Origin of the sequence: Demequina maris, from assembly GCF_000971155.1 — a bacterium.
Taxonomy (GTDB): Bacteria; Actinomycetota; Actinomycetes; order Actinomycetales; family Demequinaceae; genus Demequina; species Demequina maris.
Genome location: NZ_BBLX01000003.1, coordinates 332,534 through 353,273, shown reverse-complemented (window position 1 = coordinate 353,273; position 20,740 = coordinate 332,534). Strand labels below are relative to the sequence as shown.

Below are 20,740 nucleotides of genomic sequence, written 5' to 3'. Positions count from 1 at the left end.
CGTCCCCCCCTCGTCGCCCCACGAACCCCCGGAGCCCCGCTTGAGCACGCCCTCGCGCCGCCGCGCGTCCCTGACCGCCCTCGCCATCCTCGTCGTCGCCGCCGTCGTCGCGATCGGCCTGATCGTCGCGCGCCCCGACGGCTCGCAGCCGTCGGCCGCCGCCGAGTCCGCCCTGCCCGCCGCCTCGGGGATGGGGGAGGTCGAGCTGCTGGTGAGCGACCTCGACCGGATGATCGACTTCTACGGTGACGGCGTGGGCCTCGACGTCATCGAGCGCGATGCCGACGGGGCTGTGCTCGGCTCCGACGGCCAGCCCCTGCTGCGCCTCGTCGCGGCACCCGAGCTGGGGACCGACGACCGCACGCAGGCCGGCCTCTACCACTCCGCCGTCCTCTTCGACGAGGCCTCCGAGCTCGCATCCGCGGTGGTGCGGGTGGCCGCCGCCTTCCCGGCGGCGTTCCAGGGCGCCTCGGATCACACGGTCAGCAACGCGTTCTACTTCGGCGACCCCGAGGGCAACGGGGTCGAGCTCTACGTCGACCTCCCGCGCGACACGTGGACCTGGACCGACGGCCGCGTCACGATGGGCACCTACGCCCTCGACCCGAACGCGTTCCTCGACGCGCACCTTCCCGCGGAGGGACCCACCGCATCCGCCGACGGCGTCACGATGGGCCACGTCCACCTGCGCGGCGGCGACGTCGACGAGGCCGAGCGGTTCTACGTCGACGTCGTCGGCATGGCCGTGACCAGCCGCATCGACTCGGCGGTGTTCCTCAGCGCCGGCGGCTACCACCACCACATCGCGGTCAACACGTGGAGCTCGGCGGGTGCGGGGGCGCGGCCCGAGTCGCTCGGCCTGAGCCACCTCACCATCGCGGTCCCCGACGAGCAGGCGATCGACGCGGTCCAGCGGCGAGCCGAGGCGGCGGGCGCCGAGGCCGAGCGCACCGACGCGGGGCTGGTCCTCCTGGACCCGTGGGGCACCCGCGTGGTGATCCGCGCGACCGGCGACGCCGCAACGGCGGGCTGACTACCGCCCGAGCTGCTCGAGCAGCGTGAGCTGCTCCTGGCGCCGTTGGTTGAGGAAGTCGCCCAGCTTCTGGGTGTCGGTCGTGGCCCACCCGTCGGGGTCGGTCACGCCCACCCACGCCTGGAGGTTCGCCTTCGCGGTGTACATGTGCCCGTAGCCCTCCGGCACCGAGCCCGCGGCCGGCATGTCGAGCATCGTCTGCCAGCCCGTGATGATCGGGAACCAGCGCATGTCCGGCGAGACGTCGGGCGCGCGGGAGGTGCCCTGCAGCCACTCGGGCTCGCGGTAGAACGTCACGGGCGAGAAGAACACCACCGGGTCCGAGCCGTGCTGCAGGTACACCACGCGGGTGTCGCCCCACACGGCGGACGGGTCGCTCAGCGCGTCCTCCTCGCCGGTGAAGCGCACGGTGCGGCCGTCGCCCACGACAGGCAGCCACGCGGGCGAGCCCACGTCACGTGAGCGCTCGAGCTCGTTGTGCATGAGGTTGAGGAACGTCGGCCCGGTCATCAGGGCGCCGTCGACGGGCTCGTTGAGGATGTCGATCGAGCTGAGGATCGACTCGACGCCCGCGGATCCCAGCGACAGCCCGTAGAGGTACAGCTCGGGGCGTGCGTCCGCGGGCAGCTCCGCCCAGTAGTCGTGCACCAGGCGGAACGTGGCCTGAGACGCCTCGTTCACGAGCTGCTGGTCGGCGAGCAGCGAGATCCAGCTGGGCAGGTACGAGTACTGCAGGCCCGCGATCGCCGTGTCGCCCTTGTAGAGGAACTCGAGCGAGTCCGCCGCGTTCGCGTCGATGAAGCCCGTGCCGGTCGTCGTGGTGAGCACCAGCACGTCGCGGTCGAAGGCGCCGGTGCGGATGAGCTCGTCGAGCATCAGCTGCGCGCGGTCCTCGAGCGTGTCCGCCGACCGCAGGCCCACGAACACGCGGACGGGCTCGACGGCGCCGCCTCCGGACCAGGAGTCGAGCTCGTCCACCGTGGGTCCGCCGGACACGAAGGCGCGGCCCTGCCGGCCCAGGTCCTCCCACGCGACGTACGAGCCGTCGCCGCCGGAGCGCAGCGTCGACGACACCTCGGTGGTGCCCACGCGGTCGTTGAGGTCGCGTGCCGAGAACGCCCAGTTGGCGACCACGAAGAAGCCCTGCACCAGCACGCCCGAGAAGAGCAGCCACAGCAGCAGCACCATCGCCGCCGTCGCGAGCGTCACCGCGAGACGATGCGGGAGGAACCTCAGCAGGAGCTGGTCGGCCCAGCGGAACACCTTGCGGATCACCCGCGCGGCCACGAGCACCGCCGCGGCGACCACGAGGGCCATGCCGATGACGATGGGCCACGCGGTCGGGTCGAGCTCCTCCATGCCGAACGTGCGGCGGATCCCGTTCTGCCAGCCCACCCACCGCCACACCGCGAGCGACAGGCTCAGCCCGATGAGCCCGAGCACCGTCCAGCCCACGATGGCCCGCGCCCGCCCGCGCAGGTTGGGCACCTCGAGGTAGTTCCAGATGGCGTGGGCGCCCGCGCCCAGGCCGTAGCCGACCATGAAGGACACGCCCGTCGCGATGCCCTGCACGATCGGGACGCGGGGCAGCAGCGACGGCTCCAGCGAGATCGCGATGAAGAGCGCGCCCGCGACCAGGCCCACGCCCGAGAAGGTGGGCTCGAGGAGCCGCGGCGGCTGGGTGGACGATGCGCGGCGTCGGCGGTCGCGGAGCGTCCGGAGGATGAGGATGCGGCCATGGGGGCCGACCCCTGCCGAGGGGGCGGGCCGGGGCTGCTCGGCGGTCTCGGGGACCTCGGTCGCGGAACCGGTCATGGGCGTCACCCCCCTCACCCTCGTGACTGTAGCCCGGGATGCCGCAATCCCCGCGCATCGTCCGCGGGAGGGCCCGAATGGCACTCGGAGTCGAATTGTGACCGTTCCCATTGATAACTATTCGGTAAAGCCGGGTTCTGCAACGTTTTACGGCGCTAGCGTCAAGAGGTGCGGACACAATGGCGTGCCCGCACCTTCTTCCCGAGGCGGCCCCGACGACGTGGCCGGCCCTCGGATCCTCCCGATCTCAGGCGTCGCGCAGCAGCGGCTGGGTCAAGCAGTGGGCGCCGCCGCGGCCGCGTCCCAGCTCCGCGCCGACGATCTCGATGACCTCGACGCCGGCGGCCCGGAGCTCGTCGTTGGTCTGGGTGTTGCGGTCGTACGCGACCACGACGCCGGGCTCGAGCGCGAGCAGGTTGTTGCCCGAGTCCCACTGCTGGCGCTCGGAGGCGTAGCGGTCGCCGCCGGTGGCGATGACGCGCAGGTCCACGCCGAGCGCGTCCGCGACCACGTCGACGAACGGTCGGTCCTCACGGCGCACGTCGAGCATCGTGGGCGCGGGGGCCTCGCGGATGGTGAAGGTCTCGATCTCGTCGATGATGCCCGGGAAGACGGTGCAGAGGTCGCGGTCGGCGAGCGTGAAGACCGTGTCGAGGTGCATCGCGGAGCGCAGGCGCGGGAGCTTGGCGACGATGACCTGCTCGGCGCCCTCGGCGAGGAACAGCTCCATCGCGAGCTGGGTGATGGCCTGGCGGCTCGAGCGCTCGGACATGCCGACCACCACGGTGCCGTTGCCGATGGGCATGACGTCGCCGCCCTCGAGCGTGGCGAGGCCGTGGTCGAACTCAGGGTCGCCCCACCACACGTTGACGGCGTCGCCGAAGTCGGGGTGGAAGCCGTAGACGGCCTTCATCACGAGGGTCTCCGCGTGGCGCGCGGACCAGTACAGCGGGTTGAGCGTGACGCCGCCGTAGACCCACGACGTGGTGTCGCGCGTGAAGAGCGTGTTGGGCAGCGGCGGCAGCAGGTAGTCGCGCATGCCGGACTCCTCGCGCACCAGCTGGATGCCGGGCGGGGAGAAGTCGCGCGGGAGGTCGAGGGTCGACAGGCCGCCGATGATGTGGCGCGCGAGCTCGTCCGAGGGGAGCTCGTCGAGGTACTGGCGGATGTCGGTCGCGAGGCCCAGGCCCACCTCGTCCGGCGTGACCTTGCGGTCGAGCAGCCAGGCGCGGGCGTGGGGGATCGCGAGGGTCTCCGCGAGCAGCTGGTGGAGCTCCATCACCTGGATGTCGCGGTCCTTCATCAGCTGCACGAACTCGGCGTGATCGCGCTCGGCGTTCTCGACCCACATGACGTCGTCGAACAGCAGGTCCTGGCAGTTCGACGGGGTGAGGCGGTGGTGCGCGAGGCCGGGGGAGCAGACGAGGACCTTCTGGAGGCGCCCGACCTCCGAGTGGACGCCGTACTCCGGCATCGTGATCGCGGGGGCGAAGCTCTCGCTCATGGAGGTGTCGTGCCTTCCTGCAGGGTGATTCGAACCTAGCAGGGGGGTCGAACCGTGGCGCGGGCCGGGACATTCCGCACTGCACGATGCCCCGGTCGGGCCGCCGCAGGGGGAGGAGGCGACCCGACCCGGGGGTCCAGCCGAGGCGTGAGCGCGCTACAGGCTGGGGGCGGCGGCGAGGGCGGGCGCGTGGTGACGGAGCACGCGCGCCCAGTCGGCCGCCGAGGCGTCGGCCGCGTCGGAGGCGACGAGCGCGGCGCACAGGCGCTCGAGCTCCGCGTCGACGAGGGCGGCGTAGTCGGGATGGGCGAGGAAGCGCTCCGCGAGCAGCCGCGCGGCCGCCGCGTCGCCGAGGCCGCTGCGGGTGCCGACCGCGACGTCGAGCGCCCAGTCGACCACCGCGAGCCGGCTGGTCGCCGGGTCGTAGCAGAGGTAGGCGTGGTCGGCCGGCGCGGAGGGCGCGTCGTAACTGTCGACGATCTCCTGGAAGGCCAGGTAGGTGGCGAAGGCCTCGACGTCGAGCGCGGCGTCGATCGCGGTCGCGAAGGCGGCGTCCTCGGCGTGCGTGAGGCGGTCAAGGACGTCCGCGACCGTGGTGGCCGCGGGGGCGAGGGTGGTGGCGGTGTGCGTCATGCCCCTCATCCCACCAACGGCGCCTGGGAACCGGCTGAGAGCCCGCCGGGTGTTGGTCGGGAGCGGCTCAGCGGTAGCCCGCCGCGCGACGCGCGTTCACCGCGCGCACCTGCGACGGGATCGTGAAGAGGTCGACGATCCAGCCGATGAGGAACAGGCCGCCGGTCAGCAGCCACAGGATGCCGCGGCCGACCTTGCCCATGTAGAAGTGGTGGATCCCGAACAGGCCGAGGAAGAACCACAGGATGTACGTGATCGCCGTGTCCTTAGGCGGAAGCGGCAGGGGTGCGGTGCTCATCTCGTTCTCCGGTGGTGTGCGGGGGGACTCCTTTGAGCGTATGCCGCCCGCGCGCGCGGCGATATCGGGGAACGCCCTGATCTGGGGGCCCGCGCATCGTCCGCCCGGCGCTCGCCCGGCTACCCACCCGCTCCTCCACCCGCCCTAACCGGCGTACAGGAGCGACCTCGACCTGCAGGACCAGGGACGATGCGCGCGGGCCGGGATCCATACGCCGGTTGCGTGAGGGGAAGCGAGGGCGGAGGGGGAAAGAGGAAGGCCCCGCCACCTCGTGGGTGGCGGGGCCTCTCCCCGGATGGAGCGCAGGCAGCCCGCGCTCCGCTCGCGCGCTTAGCGCGAGAAGATCGAACCGAAGATCGAGCCGAACGAGCCGTTGCTCGAGCCCTGGTCGCACGAGCAGCGCTGGTCCTGGGCGACGCCGGCGAGCGCCTGCTCGACGTGCTGGCCGCAGCCGGTCCACGTGGCCTTGCCGCACTGGTTGCAGGTGATACGCGAGCACATAGGTGTTCTCCTTCTCGAGGTGACGGGGTGATGCGGCCGGGTCAAGGGGGAGGGTCTCCGGCCGCTCGATGTCCAGTATGCATACCCCCAGGGGTATATGTCAAGAGGGACTTTGCTACCGTCGGGACCATGGCCGACAACGCGATGGAGCAGCCCTTCGAGCGGATCGTGATGCGTGCGCCGGTGGGCGCGGTCCTCGAGGCCGCCACTCCATGGTCGCACGTCCGCGCGATGGTGCCCGAGGACATCCCGTGGCTGGCCGCCGCCGCGTGGGAGTGCTACCCCCGCCGAGGGCTCTTCACCGACTGGGACCGCGTGGTCGAGCTCACGCAGGGGATGTTCAAGAACGAGGCGGGCGAGTTCATGCCCGTCGCGTCGCCCGTGGCGGTCACCGAGGACGGCTACATCGCCGGCGCGGTCACCGTGGTGCATCGCCTCACCCTCAAGGACGACGCCCCGGACTGCCCGTACGTGCTCGACTGCCTCACCCTGCCCGACCACCGCCGCAAGGGCGTGGCCTCGGGGCTGCTCGCGGCGAGCGCGCGCGCGCTCAAGGCCGTGGGGGAGACCGACCTCGCCCTCACGTGCGACGCCGACAACCCCGGCGCGCTCGCGCTCTACGAGAAGCTCGGCTTCGTCGAGATCATGCGGGGCCCCGCAGGCTCCTGAGACCTCCGGGGTCCGGACCAGGGACCGCGCGCGGCTAGCGTGGACCCATGGGTTTCCTGTCGAAGGTGTTCGGTGGCCGCAAGCGCGTCGAGCCGTACGACCTGTGGAGCGAGGACCAGGACCAGCTCGCCGCGTTCGAGTCGCGCGGCGGCGTCCTCACCGCCCCGCGCGAGTCCGAGTTCTTCATCGCGTTCCGCTCGGAGCCGGGCCTGCGCGCCGCCGCGGACGAGCTGCGCGCCATGCGCGTCACGCACGAGGTGGTCGAGCCGAGCCACGACATCCCCGACTGGATGCTGTTCGTGCGGGCGTACCGCACGCCGCTCGTCCCGGACTTCCTGCGCGAGACCATCGACACGTGCGAGCGCATCGCGGAGAAGCACGGCGGCGAGTACGAGGGCTGGGCCGGCCTCCTCACCGACGAGGAGAAGGGCCTCTGATGGGCTACCGGATCCGGCGCTGGACGGACGCCGACCTGCCCGTCCTCCACGCCGCCAACGTGCCCGAGATGATGGAGCACCTCGCCGGCCCGGAGACCGACGCGCGCATCGCGCGCCGCCACGAGCAGTACGTGCGCGGCTGGGACAGCGGGCGGCCGCACATGTTCACGATCCGGCGGGACGATGCGCCGGTCGCCGTGGGCTCGATCGGCTGGTGGGAGTCGGAGTGGGACGGCGAGCCGTGCCTCGAGACCGGCTGGATGGTGCTGCCCGAGTTCCAGCGCCAGGGCGTCGCGACCGCGGGCGTGCGGCTCGTCATCGAGGACGCGCGCGAGCACGGCCCGCTGCCGGTGCTGATGGCGTGCCCGAACGTCGACAACGTGGCGTCGAACGCGCTGTGCCGGACGGTCGGCTTCACACACCGCGGCACGCTCGACGACGAATACCGGGGCGTGCCCATGACGCTCAACGTCTGGACCTACGACCTCAAGGAGACCGCGTGACCGCCGAGTGGACCCGCCCCGACGGGACGCCGCTGCCGCCGCACGCGCTACGCCGGCTCGAGCGCCGCGCGTGGCGCTGGAAGACCTCGTGGTGGATCCTGCCGCCGCTGCTGACCCTGGGCGTGCTGCCGTGGGTCGGCTACCTGTGGGCGGGCATCAAGACCGCGCGGGCCAAGTACTACTGGTCGGGCGGGATCTGGCTGGCGATCTCGCTGACGTGGGGGCTCATCCTGCCCTCGGCGGCGCCCGGGGCGATCCCCGTGGTGGCGATGTCGTGCATCTCGCTCGCCACCATCCAGGCGGTCGTGATGAACCGGCACTACCTGATCGAGCGCGCGATCCTCGACCTGTAGCCGCGGCTACCCGGCCGCCGCATCGTCCCGTGCGACCGCATCGTTCCTGATGCCGGCCCACGAGATCGCGCCCGCGACCACCATGAAGACGCCGGTGACGATGGTCGCGCGGTGGAAGCCGTCGAGGTCGAGCTCGCCGCCCACGATGGTGCCGATCAGCGCCACCGCGACGAGGCCCGCGATACGCGCGACCGCGTTGTTGACGGCGCTCGCGATGCCCGAGCGGGACGTTTCGATCGCGCCGAGGATCGCCGACGTCAGCGGCGCGACCATGAGCGTGAGCCCCACGCCGAACACGACGATGCCGGGCAGCACCTGGGTCCAGTAGGAGAAGTCCGCGGACACCGCGACCAGCATGAACGAGCCGACGCCCATGATCAGCGGGCCGAGCGTCATGAAGATCCGCGGCCCGTACCGCCCGCCGAGCGCGCCCACCCGCGAGCTGCCGACGATGAGGAGCACGGTCGCGGGCAGGCTCGCCAGGCCCGCCGCGGTCGCGGTCAGCCCCGCGCCCTGCTGCAGGTAGACGCCCACGATGAAGCCGTTGAGCGCGAGCGCGCCGTACGCGAACCACGTGGTGAGGTTGCCCCACGCGAAGTTGCGCGCCTTGAACAGCGACAGCGGCAGCATCGGGTCCGCGATGCGGGCCTGGCGCCACAGGAAGCCGGCGAGCGCGAGGACACCGGCACCCGCCGAGCCGAGGATCGCGGGATGGTCCCAGCCGAGGTTCGGCTCCTCGATGAGCGCGTAGACGAGCGCGCCGAGACCGACGGCGCACAGCACCGCGCCCAGGTAGTCGACGGTCGCGTCGGGGCGGCGCACGTCGCGCATCCCGCCCGCCTTCACGCGGGCGAGCAGCATCAGCGTCACCGCGATGGGGATGACGTTGATGCCGAAGGCCCAGCGCCACGACGCGTAGTCGGTGAGCAGGCCGCCGAGCAGCGGGCCCGCGACGAACGCGCCGGTGGTGGCACCGGTCCACGTGCCGATCGCCTTCGCCTGCGCGGGGCCGCGGAACGTCGACATGATGAGCGCGAGGGAGCTGGGGACCAGCAGTGCGCCGGCGACGCCCTGGAGCAGCCGCGCGCCGATCAGCACCCCGCCCGTCGGGGCGAGCGCGATCACGAGCGACATCGCGCCGAAGCCGATCAGCCCCACCGTGAGCACGCGGAGCCGCCCGAACGTGTCCGAGAGCGAGCCCGCGACCAGGATGAGCGCGCCCAGGGTGATGAGGTACGCGTCCGTCACCCACTGCTGCAGCGCGATGCCGCCGCCCAGGTCGCGCGCGATCGCGGGCAGCGCGACCGTGACGATGCTGCCGTCGAGGAACGCGACGAAGCTGCCCAGGATCGCGATCCACAGCACCGTCACCTGGGTGGTCGTGACGGTGGGGGACGGCGGCGGGGGCGAGGCGCCGGGTGCCGGGGAGTCGGCCATGCGTTCAGGTTAGGTCCGCCGGGGCGCGGACGTCCGTCGCGAGGGCGTTGACGATGCGACGGTCGCGGGCGCATGGTGGAGGTCCGCCCCTGCGACCCCCAGGAGGGACGATGCGACCGCCCAGCGATCCCACCGCCACCGACCGTGCCGTGTCCGAGGGCGCCGTGCCCGCCACCATGACCGCGCGTCACGCCGCGCACGTCAGGGCCATCGTCGACGCCTCGGCCCAGGTGGACGTCGCGCAGCAGCTGCTGCGGGTGGTGGTGTCCGAGGCGCGCGAGGCGGGGGAGTCGTGGACCGCGATCGGCGCGGCGCTCGGGACCTCGCGGCAGGACGCCCAGCAGCGCTTCGGCCGCGCCGAGGCGTAGGGGGCCGGGCGCGGTCGCCCTGTCGCCCGCGTCCTAGGAGGCGCGGCGCTCCGGCGGCGTGCGCAGGGCGAACCAGCGCGTGGCGCTGTCGCGGGCGGCGTCGGTGAGGACGGTCCACGGGTGGGGGAGCTCGCCGCGCTCGCGGATCTCGCGGTCGAGGTAGTCGCGCAGCAGCCACACGTCGGCGGGGTCGGACGCGGGGCCTACGCGGAGGGTCTCGGTGAGGCGGCGCTCGCTGAATCCGAGGTCGCGGGCGACATCCTCGCGGGCGACGCCCGACCTCTCGAGGTTGGCGGTGAGCTCGAGCCCGGTGCGGGCGATCTCGGTCCGGTTGAGCGACATGCATGCTCCTTCAACTCGTCGGCGTCGTTGCCGACTGCTCGCGGTGAGCCATACGAGGATGCCATCGTTTCGCGGTGCTCTTGACCACGATGCGGGACGTCCCTGGTAGGTGGGTGGAGGAAGTGGTGCCGGCGTGCTGTCGTGATTCATGCACGAAGCGCCACGAGGCCTCGCGGGTGACCTCAGCAGGCCTTGGCGGAGCCCGAGGAGCCCCACTTGCAGGCGTCGAGCGTGACGCCGCGGGAGTTCTTGAGGACGGCCTTGTCGCCGTCGTTGTTCCAGATGTACCAGGTCTGCTTCCAGTAGCGGTGCTTGACCGTGTTCGAGCCCTTGCCGGTGTGCAGCGTGACCGTCGCGCCCGGCTTCAGGTTGAGGTAGCCGAACGTGTAGACGTGGCCGGCGGCGTCGCGGACGGTCCAGCCCTTGAGCTGCTTCGCCTTCGCGCCGTAGTTCTTGATCTTGATGTACTCCTGGTTGAGGGAGTAGTTGCTGCCGTAGTCCGAGCCGGGGCTGTTGTACTGGACGTACGAGAAGCGGACGTTCGCCGCGGCCTCGGCCGTGGTGGTGGACGAGACGCTGGCGAACAGCGCGATCGCGATGGCGGCGACGATGGTGGCCAGGCGGCGTGCGACAAGCATGGTGTGTCCCCTCAGACATGCGCGCCACGATGCGCGCGGGTGGTGCTCCTCGATCGTAAGCCCGCGGCGACACGTCCGTCGGCCCGCCGCGGCGCCGCTAAGGTTTCTCGCACACGCGCAGAGAGAGGGCCGACGTGGCGAAGCTGTACTTCCGATACGGGGCGATGAACTCGTCCAAGACGGCGCTGCTGCTCACTGCGGCCTACAACTACGAGGAGCGCGCCCAGCACCCCGTCATCGTGAAGCCGGGCATCGACACCAAGGCGGGCGAGGCGGTGTCCTCGCGCATCGGCGTCGAGCGCGCCGTCGACGTGCTGCTGCCCGCGGAGTCGTCGCTCGAGGCCGAGCTGCGCGCGCATCGTCCCTTCGACCAGATCGACGCGATCTTCGTCGACGAGGCGCAGTTCCTCACGCCCGCCCAGGTGGACGAGGCCTTCGTGATCGCGGTCCAGCACGGCATCCCGGTGCTCTGCTACGGACTGCGGGGCGACTTCATGACGCGCTCGTTCCCCGGCTCGCTGCGCCTCCTCGAGATCGCGCACTCGATCGAGGAGCTCAAGACGATCTGCCGCTGCGGATCGAAGGCGATCTTCAACGGCCGCGTCGTGGGCGGCGTGTTCGTCAGCCACGGCGAGCAGGTCGCGATCGACGGCCAGCAGGCCGACTACGAGTCGCTGTGCGGCCGCTGCTACCTCGAGAAGGTGGGCCCGGTCCAGGCCGCCGGCGCGCCCGAGCCCGAGGAGGGTCCGGCGCTCTTCTGAGCGGTCGGCTCGCGGCGGCGCGGCGCCCGCGGGGAGAGGTGGGTCCGTTTCCGTGTGTCACTCCTAGGTGAAATGGGTGGCCCGTGCGGCTGGGCTCCGTGCTCGGCGGCCGCGGGATGGCGGCGCCATTTCACGAATTCTTGACACACGTGAGAGAGAGTGTCGTCTCCCGCGCGGCTCAGGCGTCGCGCGGGACGATGCGGCGCTCGCCCGCCCGCACCGGCACCGCCCAGCGGTTGGTCGGGGGCGGGGTCACGCACACGAAGTGCGGGGAGAAGCGGCTCGGCGGCAGGTAGGCGCGGTTGAGGTCGACCGTCACGCGGCCGTCGGAGCCGGGCGCGGGGAGGCGGAGCATCCGGAAGTCGTACTCCTCGTCGGCGCAGCTGCCGTCCGCGAAGGCCGCGAAGAGCTCGTCGCCGTCGACGTGCACGAGCATCTCGACCCGCTCGCCGTCCAGGTGGAACAGCACGACCCCGTCGTAGATGGTGGTCGCGACATGGCCGTCGACCGAGACCACGGTGGTCGGGTCCGTGCGCATCGCCGCGAACGTGCCGCGGATCGAGAACTGGGCGCCGTGCGGGTAGCGCTCGATCGCCCCGAGGCCCTCGGCGCCGGCGCGGTCGGGGTCGAAGACCCGCAGCGCGACGGCGCCCTCGCGCGCGAAGGCGCGCAGCACGAGGGGGTGCGCGTCGGCGGCGCGCTCGAGCTCGACCTCCTCGCCGGGCGCCAGCTGCACCGCGGTGCGGTCGTGCTCGCCGACGACGGTCCCGTCCTCGGCACACCAGGACCCGGGGACGCCGGGCACCGCGACCGCCTCGGACGACAGCCACACGGTGGCCGCGAGCGACGCGAGGCCGTGCCGGCGGAAGGCGCTGTGGTCGCGCGCGACCAGCCAGGCGTCGTACGAGGAGGGGGTGCTCACGGGTCCATGGTGACAGGTCCCGGATCTGCGCAAAATGAAACATTGCTGTAACCCATGGACAGAAAAAGATAGATAGCGTCCCCCTATGGAAGGCGCGATCGGCCCCGAGATCGAGTCCCTGACAAGGGTCATCGACCTGCATTCGCTGCGCATCCTGGTCGCCATCGACGAGCACGGCTCGATCTCCGCGGCGGCCCGCGCGCTCGGCTACAGCCAGCCCACCATCACCCAGCACGTGCAACGGCTCGAGGAGCGGCTCGGCGCGCCGCTCGTCGCCAGGACCGCGCGGGCGGCGCGCCTCACCCCCGTGGGCGCGCTGCTTGCGCGCCACGCCCCGCGCATCGATGCGAGCCTCACGGCCGCCGCCACGGAGCTCGCCCGCGCGCTCGGCCAGCGCGCCGGCCTGGTGCGCCTCGTGTCCGTCCCCGAGCAGGTGGGCCCGGTCCTCGCTCCCGCCGCCGCCCGTCTCGCGCAGCTCCAGCCGCACCTCGACATCGCGATCCTCGAGGCGCCCGACGCGGAAGCCGCGCTCGCGATGGTCCGCGGCGGCCGCGCCGACGTCGCCGTCACCCCGTCCCCGCTCGACACCCGCGACCGCTCCCGCGCGACGGGCCTGCGCACGTCCTTCCTCTTCTCCGAGGAGGTCATCGCGCTCACGACCGCGGACGCGCCGAGCGCCGACGGGCGCATCGACGCCGCCGCGCTCGCCGAGCAGGCGTGGATCACCGGGCCGGGGACCTGCGGCGACGCGGTCGCCGCCCGCGTGGGCCGCGTCGCGGGCGCCCGCGACATCACCGTCAGCCGCCCCGAGGCCGCCGTTGCTCTCGCCGCGCACGGCCGCGGCACCGCCTTCGTGGTCGAGTCCGCCCTGGAGGGCGTCGACCTCCCCAGCTCGCTCCGCGCGCTGGGCCTCGCGCCCGCGATGCGCCGCCGCACCACCGCGGCGACGCTCGTCGAGGCCGCGCAGATCCCCGGTGTCGCCGCCGCCCTCCGGGTGCTCGCGGCGCACCAGCCCTCACCCGTCGGCGTCGAGGCCATCCTCGACGCCCGTCGACGCACCACCGCTCACCGGGCACGCTTCGCGCCCCTGGGACCCACCCACCTCGAGGAGAACACCATGGCACTCACGTCAGGCACCGTCGCCCGCACGGCGGCGGTCACCGTCGCGGGCGCGTTGGCGCTGGCCGGCTGCACCGCCCCGGCCGAGAACGAGCCCACCGCCGCCCCGACCGTCGCAATCGGCACCGACACGGGCGAGGAGATCGACTCGATCACCGTCGCCCTGCCCGGCTCGCTCTCGAGCCTCTACGTGGGCGCCGAGTCCGGCATCCTCAACTACTACGTCGCGTCGGTGGCGCAGGAGGGCCTGGTCGCGGTCGACTCGACGGGCGCGCTGCAGCCCGCCCTCGCCGAGAGCTGGGAGCAGACCGACGACGTCACCTACGTCTACGAGCTGCGGGAGGACGCGCAGTTCCAGGACGGCACCCCGGTGACCGCCGAGGACGTGGTGTTCTCGCTCGACATGGCCCGCGACGAGACCGCCTCGCCCGGCCTCGCGTACTACATGACCAACATCGACACGGTCGAGGCGACCGGCGACCACGAGGTCACCATCACCCTCACCGCGCCCGACGCCGCCTTCGCGGGCAACATGAGCACCGCGGGCGCGGCGTTCATCACCAGCAAGGCGTTCTGGGAGGAGAACGAGGGCGACGTCGGCACCTCCGACTCGCTGCTGCTCGGCACCGGCCCGTACCAGGTGACCGAGTTCGTGCCCGACTCGCACGTCACCTTCGAGCGCGTCGACACCTGGTGGGGCGAGCTGCCCAAGGTCAAGGAGATCCGCATCGACTTCGTCTCCGACGAGTCGACCCGCCTCCTCGCCGCCCAGTCGGGCGACGTCGACATCGCCTTCAACGTGCCGTTCTCGCAGTCGGAGCAGTGGGAGGCCCTGTCCGACATGCGCGTCGAGTACGTCAACGACCTCTCCTACGTGGGCCTGTACTTCAACACCGGCGTCGCGCCGTTCGACGACGCCAAGGTGCGCGAGGCCATCGCCCACGCCGTCAACCGCGACGCGTACGTGTCGACCATCCTCAAGGGCCACGGCGAGGCCGCGACCGCGATCATGACGCCCGAGTCGCTCGGCTCGGTCTACAGCGCCGACGAGGCGCGCGACATCCTCGGCGGCATCCCGCAGTGGGACTACGACCTGGAGGCCGCGAAGGCCGCCCTCGCCGCATCGTCCGTGCCGGACGGCTTCGAGGCGGAGATCCTCACCCCGAACACCGGCCCGCAGATCGGCACCGCGGCGCAGGCGCTCGCGCAGGACCTCGCCGAGGTGGGCATCACGCTCAACGTCCGTGAGGTGCCGATCGAGGAGTGGCTCGCCAGCCTCGACCCGTCGTCCGAGTACGGCATCAACTACATGTGGTACTTCTCGACGCTCGGCGACCCGGCGGAGATCCCCTCGTACCTCATCGGTGCCGACAACCCGGCGCAGTACGACAACCAGGAGGTCCTGGACCTGCTCACGCAGATCGGCGCCGAGAAGGACCAGGCGACCCGCATCGACCTGCTCGTCGAGGCGGAGACGCTCCAGGCCGAGGACGTCATCAACGTGCCGCTGTGGTGGGGCCAGTCCGCGACCGGCTTCGCAAACGACCTGGGCCTCGACGACTACAGCGCGTACACGTTCGTGTCGACCTGGCCCGCGCTGCTGTACCGGGCGGGCTGACCTTCGTGTCGATCGCCGATACCCGAGCACGCGCATCGCGCCTGCGGCCCCTGGGCCGCATGGTCGCGGTGCGCGTGCTCGGCGTGCTCGGGGTGCTGTTCGTGCTGTCGATCATCGTGTTCGCGATGATGTACCTCGCCCCGGGCGACATCGTGAAGAACCTGCTCGGCAACCGGCCCATGAACCCCGACGTGGTCGCGGCCGTCCGCGAGCAGTACCGCCTCGACGACCCCGTCGTCGTCCAGTACCTGTCGTGGCTCAAGGGCTTCCTCACGGGCGACCTGGGCGAGTCGATTCGCCTCCAGGTCCCGGTGGCCGATGCGATCGCCTCCCGGGTCGGCATCACCGCGGCCCTGTGCGGGCTCGCCTTCCTCGTCTCCGTCGCGGTCGCGGTCCCGCTGGGCGTGCGCTCCGCGGTCAAGGCCGGCGGCTGGGTCGACCGCACCGGCAACGCGCTGTCGATCCTGGGCCTCAGCGCCCCCACCTTCGCGGTGGGCCTCCTGCTGCTCTACGTGTTCGCGTACTACCTGCCGATCTTCCCCGTCTACGGCGGCGGCGACGGCGGCATCGACACGCTGCGCCACCTCGTGCTGCCCGCGATCACGCTCGCGCTCGGACTCGGCGCGATCATCGTCAAGCTCACACGCACCGCGATGCTGCGCGAGCTCGAGTCCGACTACGTCACCTTCGCCCGCTCGCGCGGCCTGGGGGAGCGGCTCGTGCGCCGCATCGCGCTGCGCAACGCCGCCATCCCGATCGTCACCGGCGCCTCGCTGGTGCTCACCTTCCTCGTGGGCGGCACCGTGCTCGCCGAGACCACGTACGCGCTGCCCGGCCTGGGCACGCTGCTGCAGGACTCGGTGCTGTTCAAGGACATCGCCGTGGTGCAGTCGCTCACGCTGCTGGTCGCCGTGGTGATCGCCGCGATCGCGCTCATCGCGGACCTCACGTACATCCTGCTCGACCCGCGCGTGCGCCGGCAGATGGGAGCCGCGTCATGAGCGACATCCGAGTGATCGGCCCGGCGCCCGTGCGCCGCCGCCGACGCCGCCTCCCGATCGGGGTGGGCGTCGCGCTCGGCGTGCTCGCGCTGGCCGTGCTCGCCGCCGTGTTCGGGAAGCTGATCTTCCCCGACGCGATGCACCAGGACATCCTCGCCGCGACCCTGCCGCCCGGCTCGGAGGGGCACCCGCTCGGCACCGACGAGCTGGGGCGCGACGTCCTCCAGATGGCCGTGGCGGGCGCCGCATCGTCCCTGGTGGGACCGGTGATCGTCGCGGTCGGCTCGATGCTGCTCGGCGTCGTGATGGGCACCCTCGCCGGCTACGAGAAGGGCTGGCTCGACACCCTGATCTCCCGCTGGACGGACCTGCTGCTCGCGGTGCCCGTGCTGCTCGCCGCGATCGTCGTGTCCGGCGTCATGGGCGGCGGCTACTGGGTGACCGTCGCGCTGCTCATCGTGCTGTTCTCGCCGTCCGATATCCGCATCGTCCGCGCCGGCGTGCTCGAGCAGTCCGCGCGGCCCTACATCGAGGCGGCCCAGATGCTGTCCCTGTCGCGCTGGCGCGTGATGTTCCGGCACATCCTGCCCAACGTCACGTCGCTGGTGGTCACCAACTTGATGCTCAACGTCGCGTTCGCGCTCGTCGCGTTCTCGTCGCTGTCGTTCCTCGGCGTGGGCGTCGCGCCCGGCACCGCCGACTGGGGCCGCCAGCTCACCGACGGCCGCGCCATCATGTTCCAGAACCCGGCCGCCGTGTTCGTGCCCGCGCTGCTCATCGTGGTGGTCGCGGTGTGCGTCAACCTCGTGGGCGACTGGATCGGGCAGAGGCTCTCCCAGGTGGGGGAGGAGGTCCGATGACAGTTCTGCTCTCGGAGCTCTCCGTTCTCGGGCCGAACGGGACGATGGTCGAGCCCGTCTCCGCCGAGATCGCGCCCGGCGCGACGCTCGCGCTGATCGGCGAGTCCGGGTCGGGCAAGACGCTCACCGCCAAGTCGATCGTCGGGTTGCTGCCGCGCGGCTTCCGCGCGACCGGCGCCGTGACGGTGGCCGGGCAGGAGCTGCCCGTGGGCCTGCGGGGGGACGATGCGGCGTGGCGGCGGGCGCGCGGACGTTCCGTGTCGCTGCTGCTCCAGGACCCGTTCACCTCGCTCACGCCGGTGCACCGATGCGGCGACCAGATCGCCTGGACCCTTGAGGCCGCGCACGGCCACCGCATCCCGCGGGCGGCCAAGCGCGCGCAGGTTGAGGAACGGCTCGCGGAGGTCAACCTCCCGGCACGCGTCGCGGACGCGTTCCCGCACGAGCTCTCCGGCGGCATGCGCCAGCGCGTCGCGATCGCGGCGGCGCTGGCCTCCGACCCGCAGCTGCTCATCGCCGACGAGCCCACCACCGCGCTCGACGCGTCCAACCAGGCCGAGATCCTCGACCTGCTGCGCCGCATCCAGCTCGAGCGACGGCTGTCGGTCATCCTCATCTCGCACGACCTGGGCGTCGTGCGCGGCCGCACCGACGACGTGCTCGTGATGCGCGACGGCCAGGTGGTCGAGCGCGGCGCGACCGCCGAGGTGCTCGCCGCTCCGGAGCACCCGTACACGCGGGCGCTCATCGAGGCCGACCCGGTGGTCGCCGCCCGCTCGGGCGCGCGCATCTCCGCAGAGGAGGCCGCGGATGTCGCCGAGGCCGAGGCGCTGCTGGTGTGCGAGGGCGTGACCAAGGCCTTCGGCGTGCGGACGGTGCTCTCCGACGTGGACCTCACGATCGCGCCCGGCGCGATCGTCGGCATCGTCGGCGAGTCCGGGTCCGGCAAGTCCACCCTGGCCCGCTGCATCGCCGGCCTCGAGAGGGAGGATGCGGGGCGCATCGTCCTGTCGGGGGAGGCGCTGGCCCCCGGGCGGGGCTCGCGCACGCCCGACCAGATGCAGATCGTCTTCCAGGACCCGTACTCGTCGCTCAACCCGATGATGAGCATCGGCGCGATCCTCGCGGAGGCGCTCGGGGTGGCCGGGCGCGCCTCGTCCGAGGTGCCGGCGATGCTGGAGATGGTGGGCCTGCCGGCGGAGTTCGCCAAGAAGCGGCCGGCGGAGCTGTCGGGCGGTCAGCGTCAGCGCGTCGCGATCGCGCGGGCGCTCGCGCCGGAGCCGCGGCTGCTGATCTGCGACGAGTCGGTGTCCGCGCTCGACGTGTCGGTCCAGGCGGACATCCTGGCGCTGCTCGCGCGGCTGCGCGACGAGCTGGGCATCGCGATCCTGTTCATCTCGCACGACCTCGCGGTGGTGCGGATGATCGCCGACACCGTGACGGTCATGTGGGACGGCCGCGTGGTCGAGTCCGGGCCGTGCCACGAGGTGCTGGAGCAGCCGGCGCACGAGTACACGAGGCTGCTGGTAGCGGCCGCGATGCGGGAGAACGCCGTGCCCGCCGATGGGAAGGACTGACGTGTCGGGATTCGGGACGCCCGCGGTGGGCGAGGCCCCCGCGGTGTTCGAGGAGTTCGGTGCCGAGCTCGTGGAGGTGCTGGGTGAGGAGCGGGCCGCCTGGTGGCGCAAGCCGCGCTCGCCGTACCGGCCCGCGCTCGCGGTCCGGCGCTCCGAGGGCGGCGAGCCGCTCGCCGCGCTGCTCACCAGCGGCCGACCCGCGACCGCCGCGGTGAAGATCGTGGACCTGTGGTGCGCTGCTACGGCGGCCGGGCTCGCTGCGGCGGAGTCGCTCGTGGACGCGCTGCTCGAGGAGCGGGCGCTCGCGGGCGACGCGGCCGTGAAGTGGGAGGTCGCGCCGGGGGTGTCGCTGCCGCCGTTCGCGATCGCGCGGGGCTTCGCGCCGATGCGCGCGCCGTGGGGCGCCAAGGGCACCGAGCGCTTCGCGGGCTTCGTCACGTGGCTGCGCGAGGTCCCGCACGAGGAGCTCGGCTACTACGCGCAGACCACGCTCTACACGTGCGGCGCGGTCGCCGGGCTGATGGCGGTCGAGGCGCGCGGGGTCGTGGGGTTTGCCGGCTCGGGTGCTGGGGATCGCGATCGTGAGATCGGGTTCTGGCGCGAGGCGACCAACCACCCGGCCTGCGAGCCGATCGGGCTGGCGGTGCGGCTGCGCGAGGAGGTCGGGTCCGTTGCGGGCGGCGACGCGGCGGACGATGCGCCGGTCGAGGTCGCGCTCGACCGCACCGGGCCGGTGCTGCTCGAGGACTACCAGGGCTTCGAGTTCGACTACCGCGCGGAGCTGCAGGCGCACTCGACCGCGCGAGCGGAGGCGCTGGGCGTGCCGATCGCGCGCGAGCGGGTGTCCATGGAGGAGCTCGAGGCGCGGCTTAACGACGGTTGGGTGGCGCTGCTGCTCGTCGACGAGGAGCCGATGCACGGGGTCACGGGCGCGCACTGGATCGTGGCGCACGCGGCCCGCGACGGGATGTTCCTTCTCGAGGACCCGTGGGTCGAGGACCCGGCGGGGGAGTCGTGGGTGGACACGCACGACATGCCCGTCGCCGCCGCCGACCTCGACCGCATGGTGCGGTGGGGCGCGGACGGCTACCGCGGCATCGTCTGGCTGCGCCGGGCGTAGCTAGAGGACGTGGCCGCCGCGCGCCCACTCGGAGGCGTGGCGGGCGCAGAGGATCGCCACGGAGCCGAGGTCGGACGAGGTGCGGTCGTGCACGATCCACAGCGCGTCCGTGCGCACGGCGTGCCCGGCGGGGCCGCACGCAACGCATCGTCCGGTGGCTCGGACGATGTCGGCGAGCGCCAGCACGTCCGCGTAGTTGTCGAGGCTCAGGTGGGTCCGGGTCTCAAGGATGTCGGTCACGGGCGACTCCCGGGTGTGCATCGTTCCTGGTAGTGGTAGTTCCACCGTAGGCAGGGCGATCGCGGGGTCGCGCGGGGCCAACGTCCCGGCTTGTGGACGCATCAACTCGCCGAGACGAAGTGCCCGACGTGGACCCAGTCGGAGGCGTGGTGGGCGCAGAGCAGGGTGAGGCCGCTGGTGTCCTCGCCGGACTGGTCGTGGACCAGCCAGAGGGAGTCCGTGCGGTACGGCAGCGAGTCGGGCCCGCAGGCGTTGCACGTGCCGGTCGCGCGGACGATGCCGGCGAGGGCGAGGAGGTCGGCGTAGTTGTCGAGGCTCAGGTTCTGGCGCTCGGGTGCGTGGATCATGTAGCAGTCCCAGGTCTGTACGTCTTTGTCTTCGTGGGCGCAGAAGACTCTACCGGCTCCCGGGAGTGGGCCGTGGGGCCTTGGTCCCTGGCCTGTCACTCGCAATTCGGGCAGGCGCCAGTGAGCGGCATCTGCATGAAGCAGGTATGGCAGATCTGATGCGCGGGCGCCTCCGCGCCGCGGCGGCCGGGACGCCTGCTCGCCGTCGCATCGTCCCTCCAGGCGGCGAGGTGGACCTCGCAGTAGAGGCGGCTCGAGCCCTTGTCGCTGCCCGTCTGGCGGTACTTGATGAGCGAGAGCGCGTGCGGCGGGAGGGGGTCGGACTCGAGGCCGCAGAGGGTGCAATGCGCGGTGTCGCGGGCGCTGCCGGCGCGCGCGAGGAGCTCGGCGTAGTTGTGCGGGGTGTCGTAGTCGATGAGGTCGCGGACGTCGGTCATGGACGCTCTGCTTTCCTGCGGGGCCCTGAGGGGGGACGGGCCTCTGGGGGCAGCGTAAGTCGGGCGCTGGCCGGGGCGGAAGAGTGGTCGACAGATGTTCATCTGGGGGTGGGCGCGGCGGCGATGCAGCGGCGGCGTGTCGCGCTCCGGCGTGTCGGTGCGGGCGCGGTGGTGCCTACGGGCTGTGTTCAGGATTACTGAAATGTG

At 72.2% G+C, this 20,740-nt stretch carries 24 protein-coding genes; 12 read left to right on the top strand and 12 right to left on the bottom strand.

Features of this window, described 5'->3' with window-relative positions; all coding sequences use genetic code 11:
* Positions 1-40 precede the first annotated feature (40 nt).
* Positions 41-1,033 (top strand): VOC family protein, encoded by a 993-nt coding sequence (locus AOM02_RS05670; protein WP_062297536.1) that lies wholly within the window; start codon positions 41-43, stop codon positions 1,031-1,033.
* Here AOM02_RS05670 and AOM02_RS05665 read toward each other — a convergent pair whose 3' ends face one another.
* The 5 genes from AOM02_RS05665 to AOM02_RS14475 all read right to left on the bottom strand — a co-directional run bounded on the left by AOM02_RS05665 (position 1,034) and on the right by AOM02_RS14475 (position 5,784).
* Positions 1,034-2,848: an alpha/beta hydrolase gene (locus AOM02_RS05665; RefSeq protein WP_062297533.1), complete on the bottom strand. Its 1,815-nt coding sequence runs from the start codon at positions 2,846-2,848 to the stop codon at positions 1,034-1,036. It abuts the gene before it with no gap.
* Between the two features lie 247 nt (positions 2,849-3,095).
* Positions 3,096-4,352 (bottom strand): arginine deiminase, encoded by a 1,257-nt coding sequence (locus AOM02_RS05660; RefSeq protein ID WP_062297531.1) that lies wholly within the window; start codon positions 4,350-4,352, stop codon positions 3,096-3,098.
* Positions 4,353-4,508: 156 nt separating this feature from the next.
* Entirely contained in the window at positions 4,509-4,985 is a 477-nt protein-coding gene (locus AOM02_RS05655) for a CotH kinase family protein (protein ID WP_062297528.1), read from the bottom strand.
* Positions 4,986-5,052: 67 nt separating this feature from the next.
* Positions 5,053-5,283 carry an NINE protein gene (locus tag AOM02_RS05650; RefSeq protein WP_062297525.1) on the bottom strand — a complete coding sequence of 77 codons (231 nt, stop codon included), beginning with the start codon at positions 5,281-5,283 and terminating at the stop codon, positions 5,053-5,055.
* Between the two features lie 330 nt (positions 5,284-5,613).
* Positions 5,614-5,784 carry a DUF8730 family Cys-rich protein gene (locus AOM02_RS14475; RefSeq protein WP_169746601.1) on the bottom strand — a complete coding sequence of 57 codons (171 nt, stop codon included), beginning with the start codon at positions 5,782-5,784 and terminating at the stop codon, positions 5,614-5,616.
* Between the two features lie 129 nt (positions 5,785-5,913).
* On the opposite strand from AOM02_RS14475, the gene AOM02_RS05645 reads away from it, so the two are divergent.
* The 4 genes from AOM02_RS05645 to AOM02_RS05630 are packed head-to-tail and all read left to right on the top strand — an operon-like array spanning position 5,914 to position 7,746.
* Positions 5,914-6,453, top strand: a complete 540-nt coding sequence (locus tag AOM02_RS05645) for a GNAT family N-acetyltransferase (protein WP_062297522.1) — start codon at positions 5,914-5,916, stop codon at positions 6,451-6,453.
* A 47-nt stretch (positions 6,454-6,500) separates the two neighbouring features.
* Positions 6,501-6,890 (top strand): ribonuclease E inhibitor RraB, encoded by a 390-nt coding sequence (locus AOM02_RS05640; protein WP_062297520.1) that lies wholly within the window; start codon positions 6,501-6,503, stop codon positions 6,888-6,890.
* Positions 6,890-7,393 carry a GNAT family N-acetyltransferase gene (locus AOM02_RS05635; protein WP_062297511.1) on the top strand — a complete coding sequence of 168 codons (504 nt, stop codon included), beginning with the start codon at positions 6,890-6,892 and terminating at the stop codon, positions 7,391-7,393. Before AOM02_RS05640 ends, AOM02_RS05635 begins: the two co-directional genes overlap by 1 nt.
* The gene (locus AOM02_RS05630) at positions 7,390-7,746 is read left to right on the top strand and encodes a hypothetical protein (RefSeq protein ID WP_062297510.1); all 357 of its coding nucleotides are present in this window, start codon (positions 7,390-7,392) and stop codon (positions 7,744-7,746) included. Before AOM02_RS05635 ends, AOM02_RS05630 begins: the two co-directional genes overlap by 4 nt.
* A gap of 6 nt (positions 7,747-7,752) precedes the next feature.
* Here the strand turns inward: AOM02_RS05630 and AOM02_RS05625 are convergent, their stop codons facing one another.
* On the bottom strand, positions 7,753-9,183 hold the full coding sequence (locus AOM02_RS05625; RefSeq protein ID WP_082104899.1) for an MFS transporter: 1,431 nt from the start codon (positions 9,181-9,183) through the stop codon (positions 7,753-7,755).
* Between the two features lie 110 nt (positions 9,184-9,293).
* On the opposite strand from AOM02_RS05625, the gene AOM02_RS05620 reads away from it, so the two are divergent.
* Entirely contained in the window at positions 9,294-9,551 is a 258-nt protein-coding gene (locus tag AOM02_RS05620) for a hypothetical protein (RefSeq protein WP_062297508.1), read from the top strand.
* 33 nt (positions 9,552-9,584) lie between these two features.
* On the opposite strand, the gene AOM02_RS05615 is transcribed toward AOM02_RS05620, so the two are convergent.
* Together AOM02_RS05615 and AOM02_RS05610 are read right to left on the bottom strand one after the other, a co-directional pair.
* Entirely contained in the window at positions 9,585-9,893 is a 309-nt protein-coding gene (locus AOM02_RS05615) for a DUF2316 family protein (RefSeq protein ID WP_062297506.1), read from the bottom strand.
* A gap of 182 nt (positions 9,894-10,075) precedes the next feature.
* A complete protein-coding gene (locus AOM02_RS05610) occupies positions 10,076-10,531 on the bottom strand; it encodes a lamin tail domain-containing protein (RefSeq protein ID WP_062297504.1) in 456 nt (151 codons plus the stop codon).
* Positions 10,532-10,665: 134 nt separating this feature from the next.
* Here AOM02_RS05610 and AOM02_RS05605 point away from each other — a divergent pair, with 134 nt between their 5' ends.
* Complete coding sequence (locus AOM02_RS05605) at positions 10,666-11,292, top strand: thymidine kinase (RefSeq protein ID WP_062297502.1); 627 nt, start codon at positions 10,666-10,668, stop codon at positions 11,290-11,292.
* A 178-nt stretch (positions 11,293-11,470) separates the two neighbouring features.
* Here the strand turns inward: AOM02_RS05605 and AOM02_RS05600 are convergent, their stop codons facing one another.
* Positions 11,471-12,214 carry a DUF1684 domain-containing protein gene (locus AOM02_RS05600; protein WP_062297500.1) on the bottom strand — a complete coding sequence of 248 codons (744 nt, stop codon included), beginning with the start codon at positions 12,212-12,214 and terminating at the stop codon, positions 11,471-11,473.
* Positions 12,215-12,299: 85 nt separating this feature from the next.
* Between AOM02_RS05600 and AOM02_RS05595 the strand changes: the two genes are divergently transcribed.
* From AOM02_RS05595 to AOM02_RS05575, 5 genes are read left to right on the top strand one after another with little or no spacing between them, the layout of a single operon-like run.
* Positions 12,300-14,951: an ABC transporter substrate-binding protein gene (locus tag AOM02_RS05595; RefSeq protein WP_062297498.1), complete on the top strand. Its 2,652-nt coding sequence runs from the start codon at positions 12,300-12,302 to the stop codon at positions 14,949-14,951.
* Positions 14,952-14,956: 5 nt separating this feature from the next.
* The gene (locus AOM02_RS05590; RefSeq protein ID WP_228373780.1) at positions 14,957-15,952 is read left to right on the top strand and encodes an ABC transporter permease; all 996 of its coding nucleotides are present in this window, start codon (positions 14,957-14,959) and stop codon (positions 15,950-15,952) included.
* Complete coding sequence (locus AOM02_RS05585; protein ID WP_062297492.1) at positions 15,949-16,812, top strand: ABC transporter permease; 864 nt, start codon at positions 15,949-15,951, stop codon at positions 16,810-16,812. Before AOM02_RS05590 ends, AOM02_RS05585 begins: the two co-directional genes overlap by 4 nt.
* Complete coding sequence (locus AOM02_RS05580) at positions 16,809-18,389, top strand: dipeptide ABC transporter ATP-binding protein (RefSeq protein ID WP_062297490.1); 1,581 nt, start codon at positions 16,809-16,811, stop codon at positions 18,387-18,389. Before AOM02_RS05585 ends, AOM02_RS05580 begins: the two co-directional genes overlap by 4 nt.
* A 1-nt stretch (position 18,390) precedes the next feature.
* Positions 18,391-19,509 carry a peptidase C39 family protein gene (locus AOM02_RS05575; RefSeq protein WP_062297488.1) on the top strand — a complete coding sequence of 373 codons (1,119 nt, stop codon included), beginning with the start codon at positions 18,391-18,393 and terminating at the stop codon, positions 19,507-19,509.
* On the opposite strand, the gene AOM02_RS05570 is transcribed toward AOM02_RS05575, so the two are convergent.
* The 3 genes from AOM02_RS05570 to AOM02_RS05560 form a co-directional block, all read right to left on the bottom strand.
* The gene (locus tag AOM02_RS05570) at positions 19,510-19,749 is read right to left on the bottom strand and encodes a hypothetical protein (RefSeq protein ID WP_156156097.1); all 240 of its coding nucleotides are present in this window, start codon (positions 19,747-19,749) and stop codon (positions 19,510-19,512) included.
* Positions 19,750-19,850: 101 nt separating this feature from the next.
* Positions 19,851-20,096, bottom strand: coding sequence for a hypothetical protein (locus AOM02_RS05565; protein WP_062297485.1), 246 nt, complete (start codon positions 20,094-20,096; stop codon positions 19,851-19,853).
* 95 nt (positions 20,097-20,191) lie between these two features.
* Positions 20,192-20,533, bottom strand: coding sequence for a hypothetical protein (locus AOM02_RS05560; protein ID WP_062297484.1), 342 nt, complete (start codon positions 20,531-20,533; stop codon positions 20,192-20,194).
* Between the last annotated feature and the right edge of the window lie 207 nt (positions 20,534-20,740).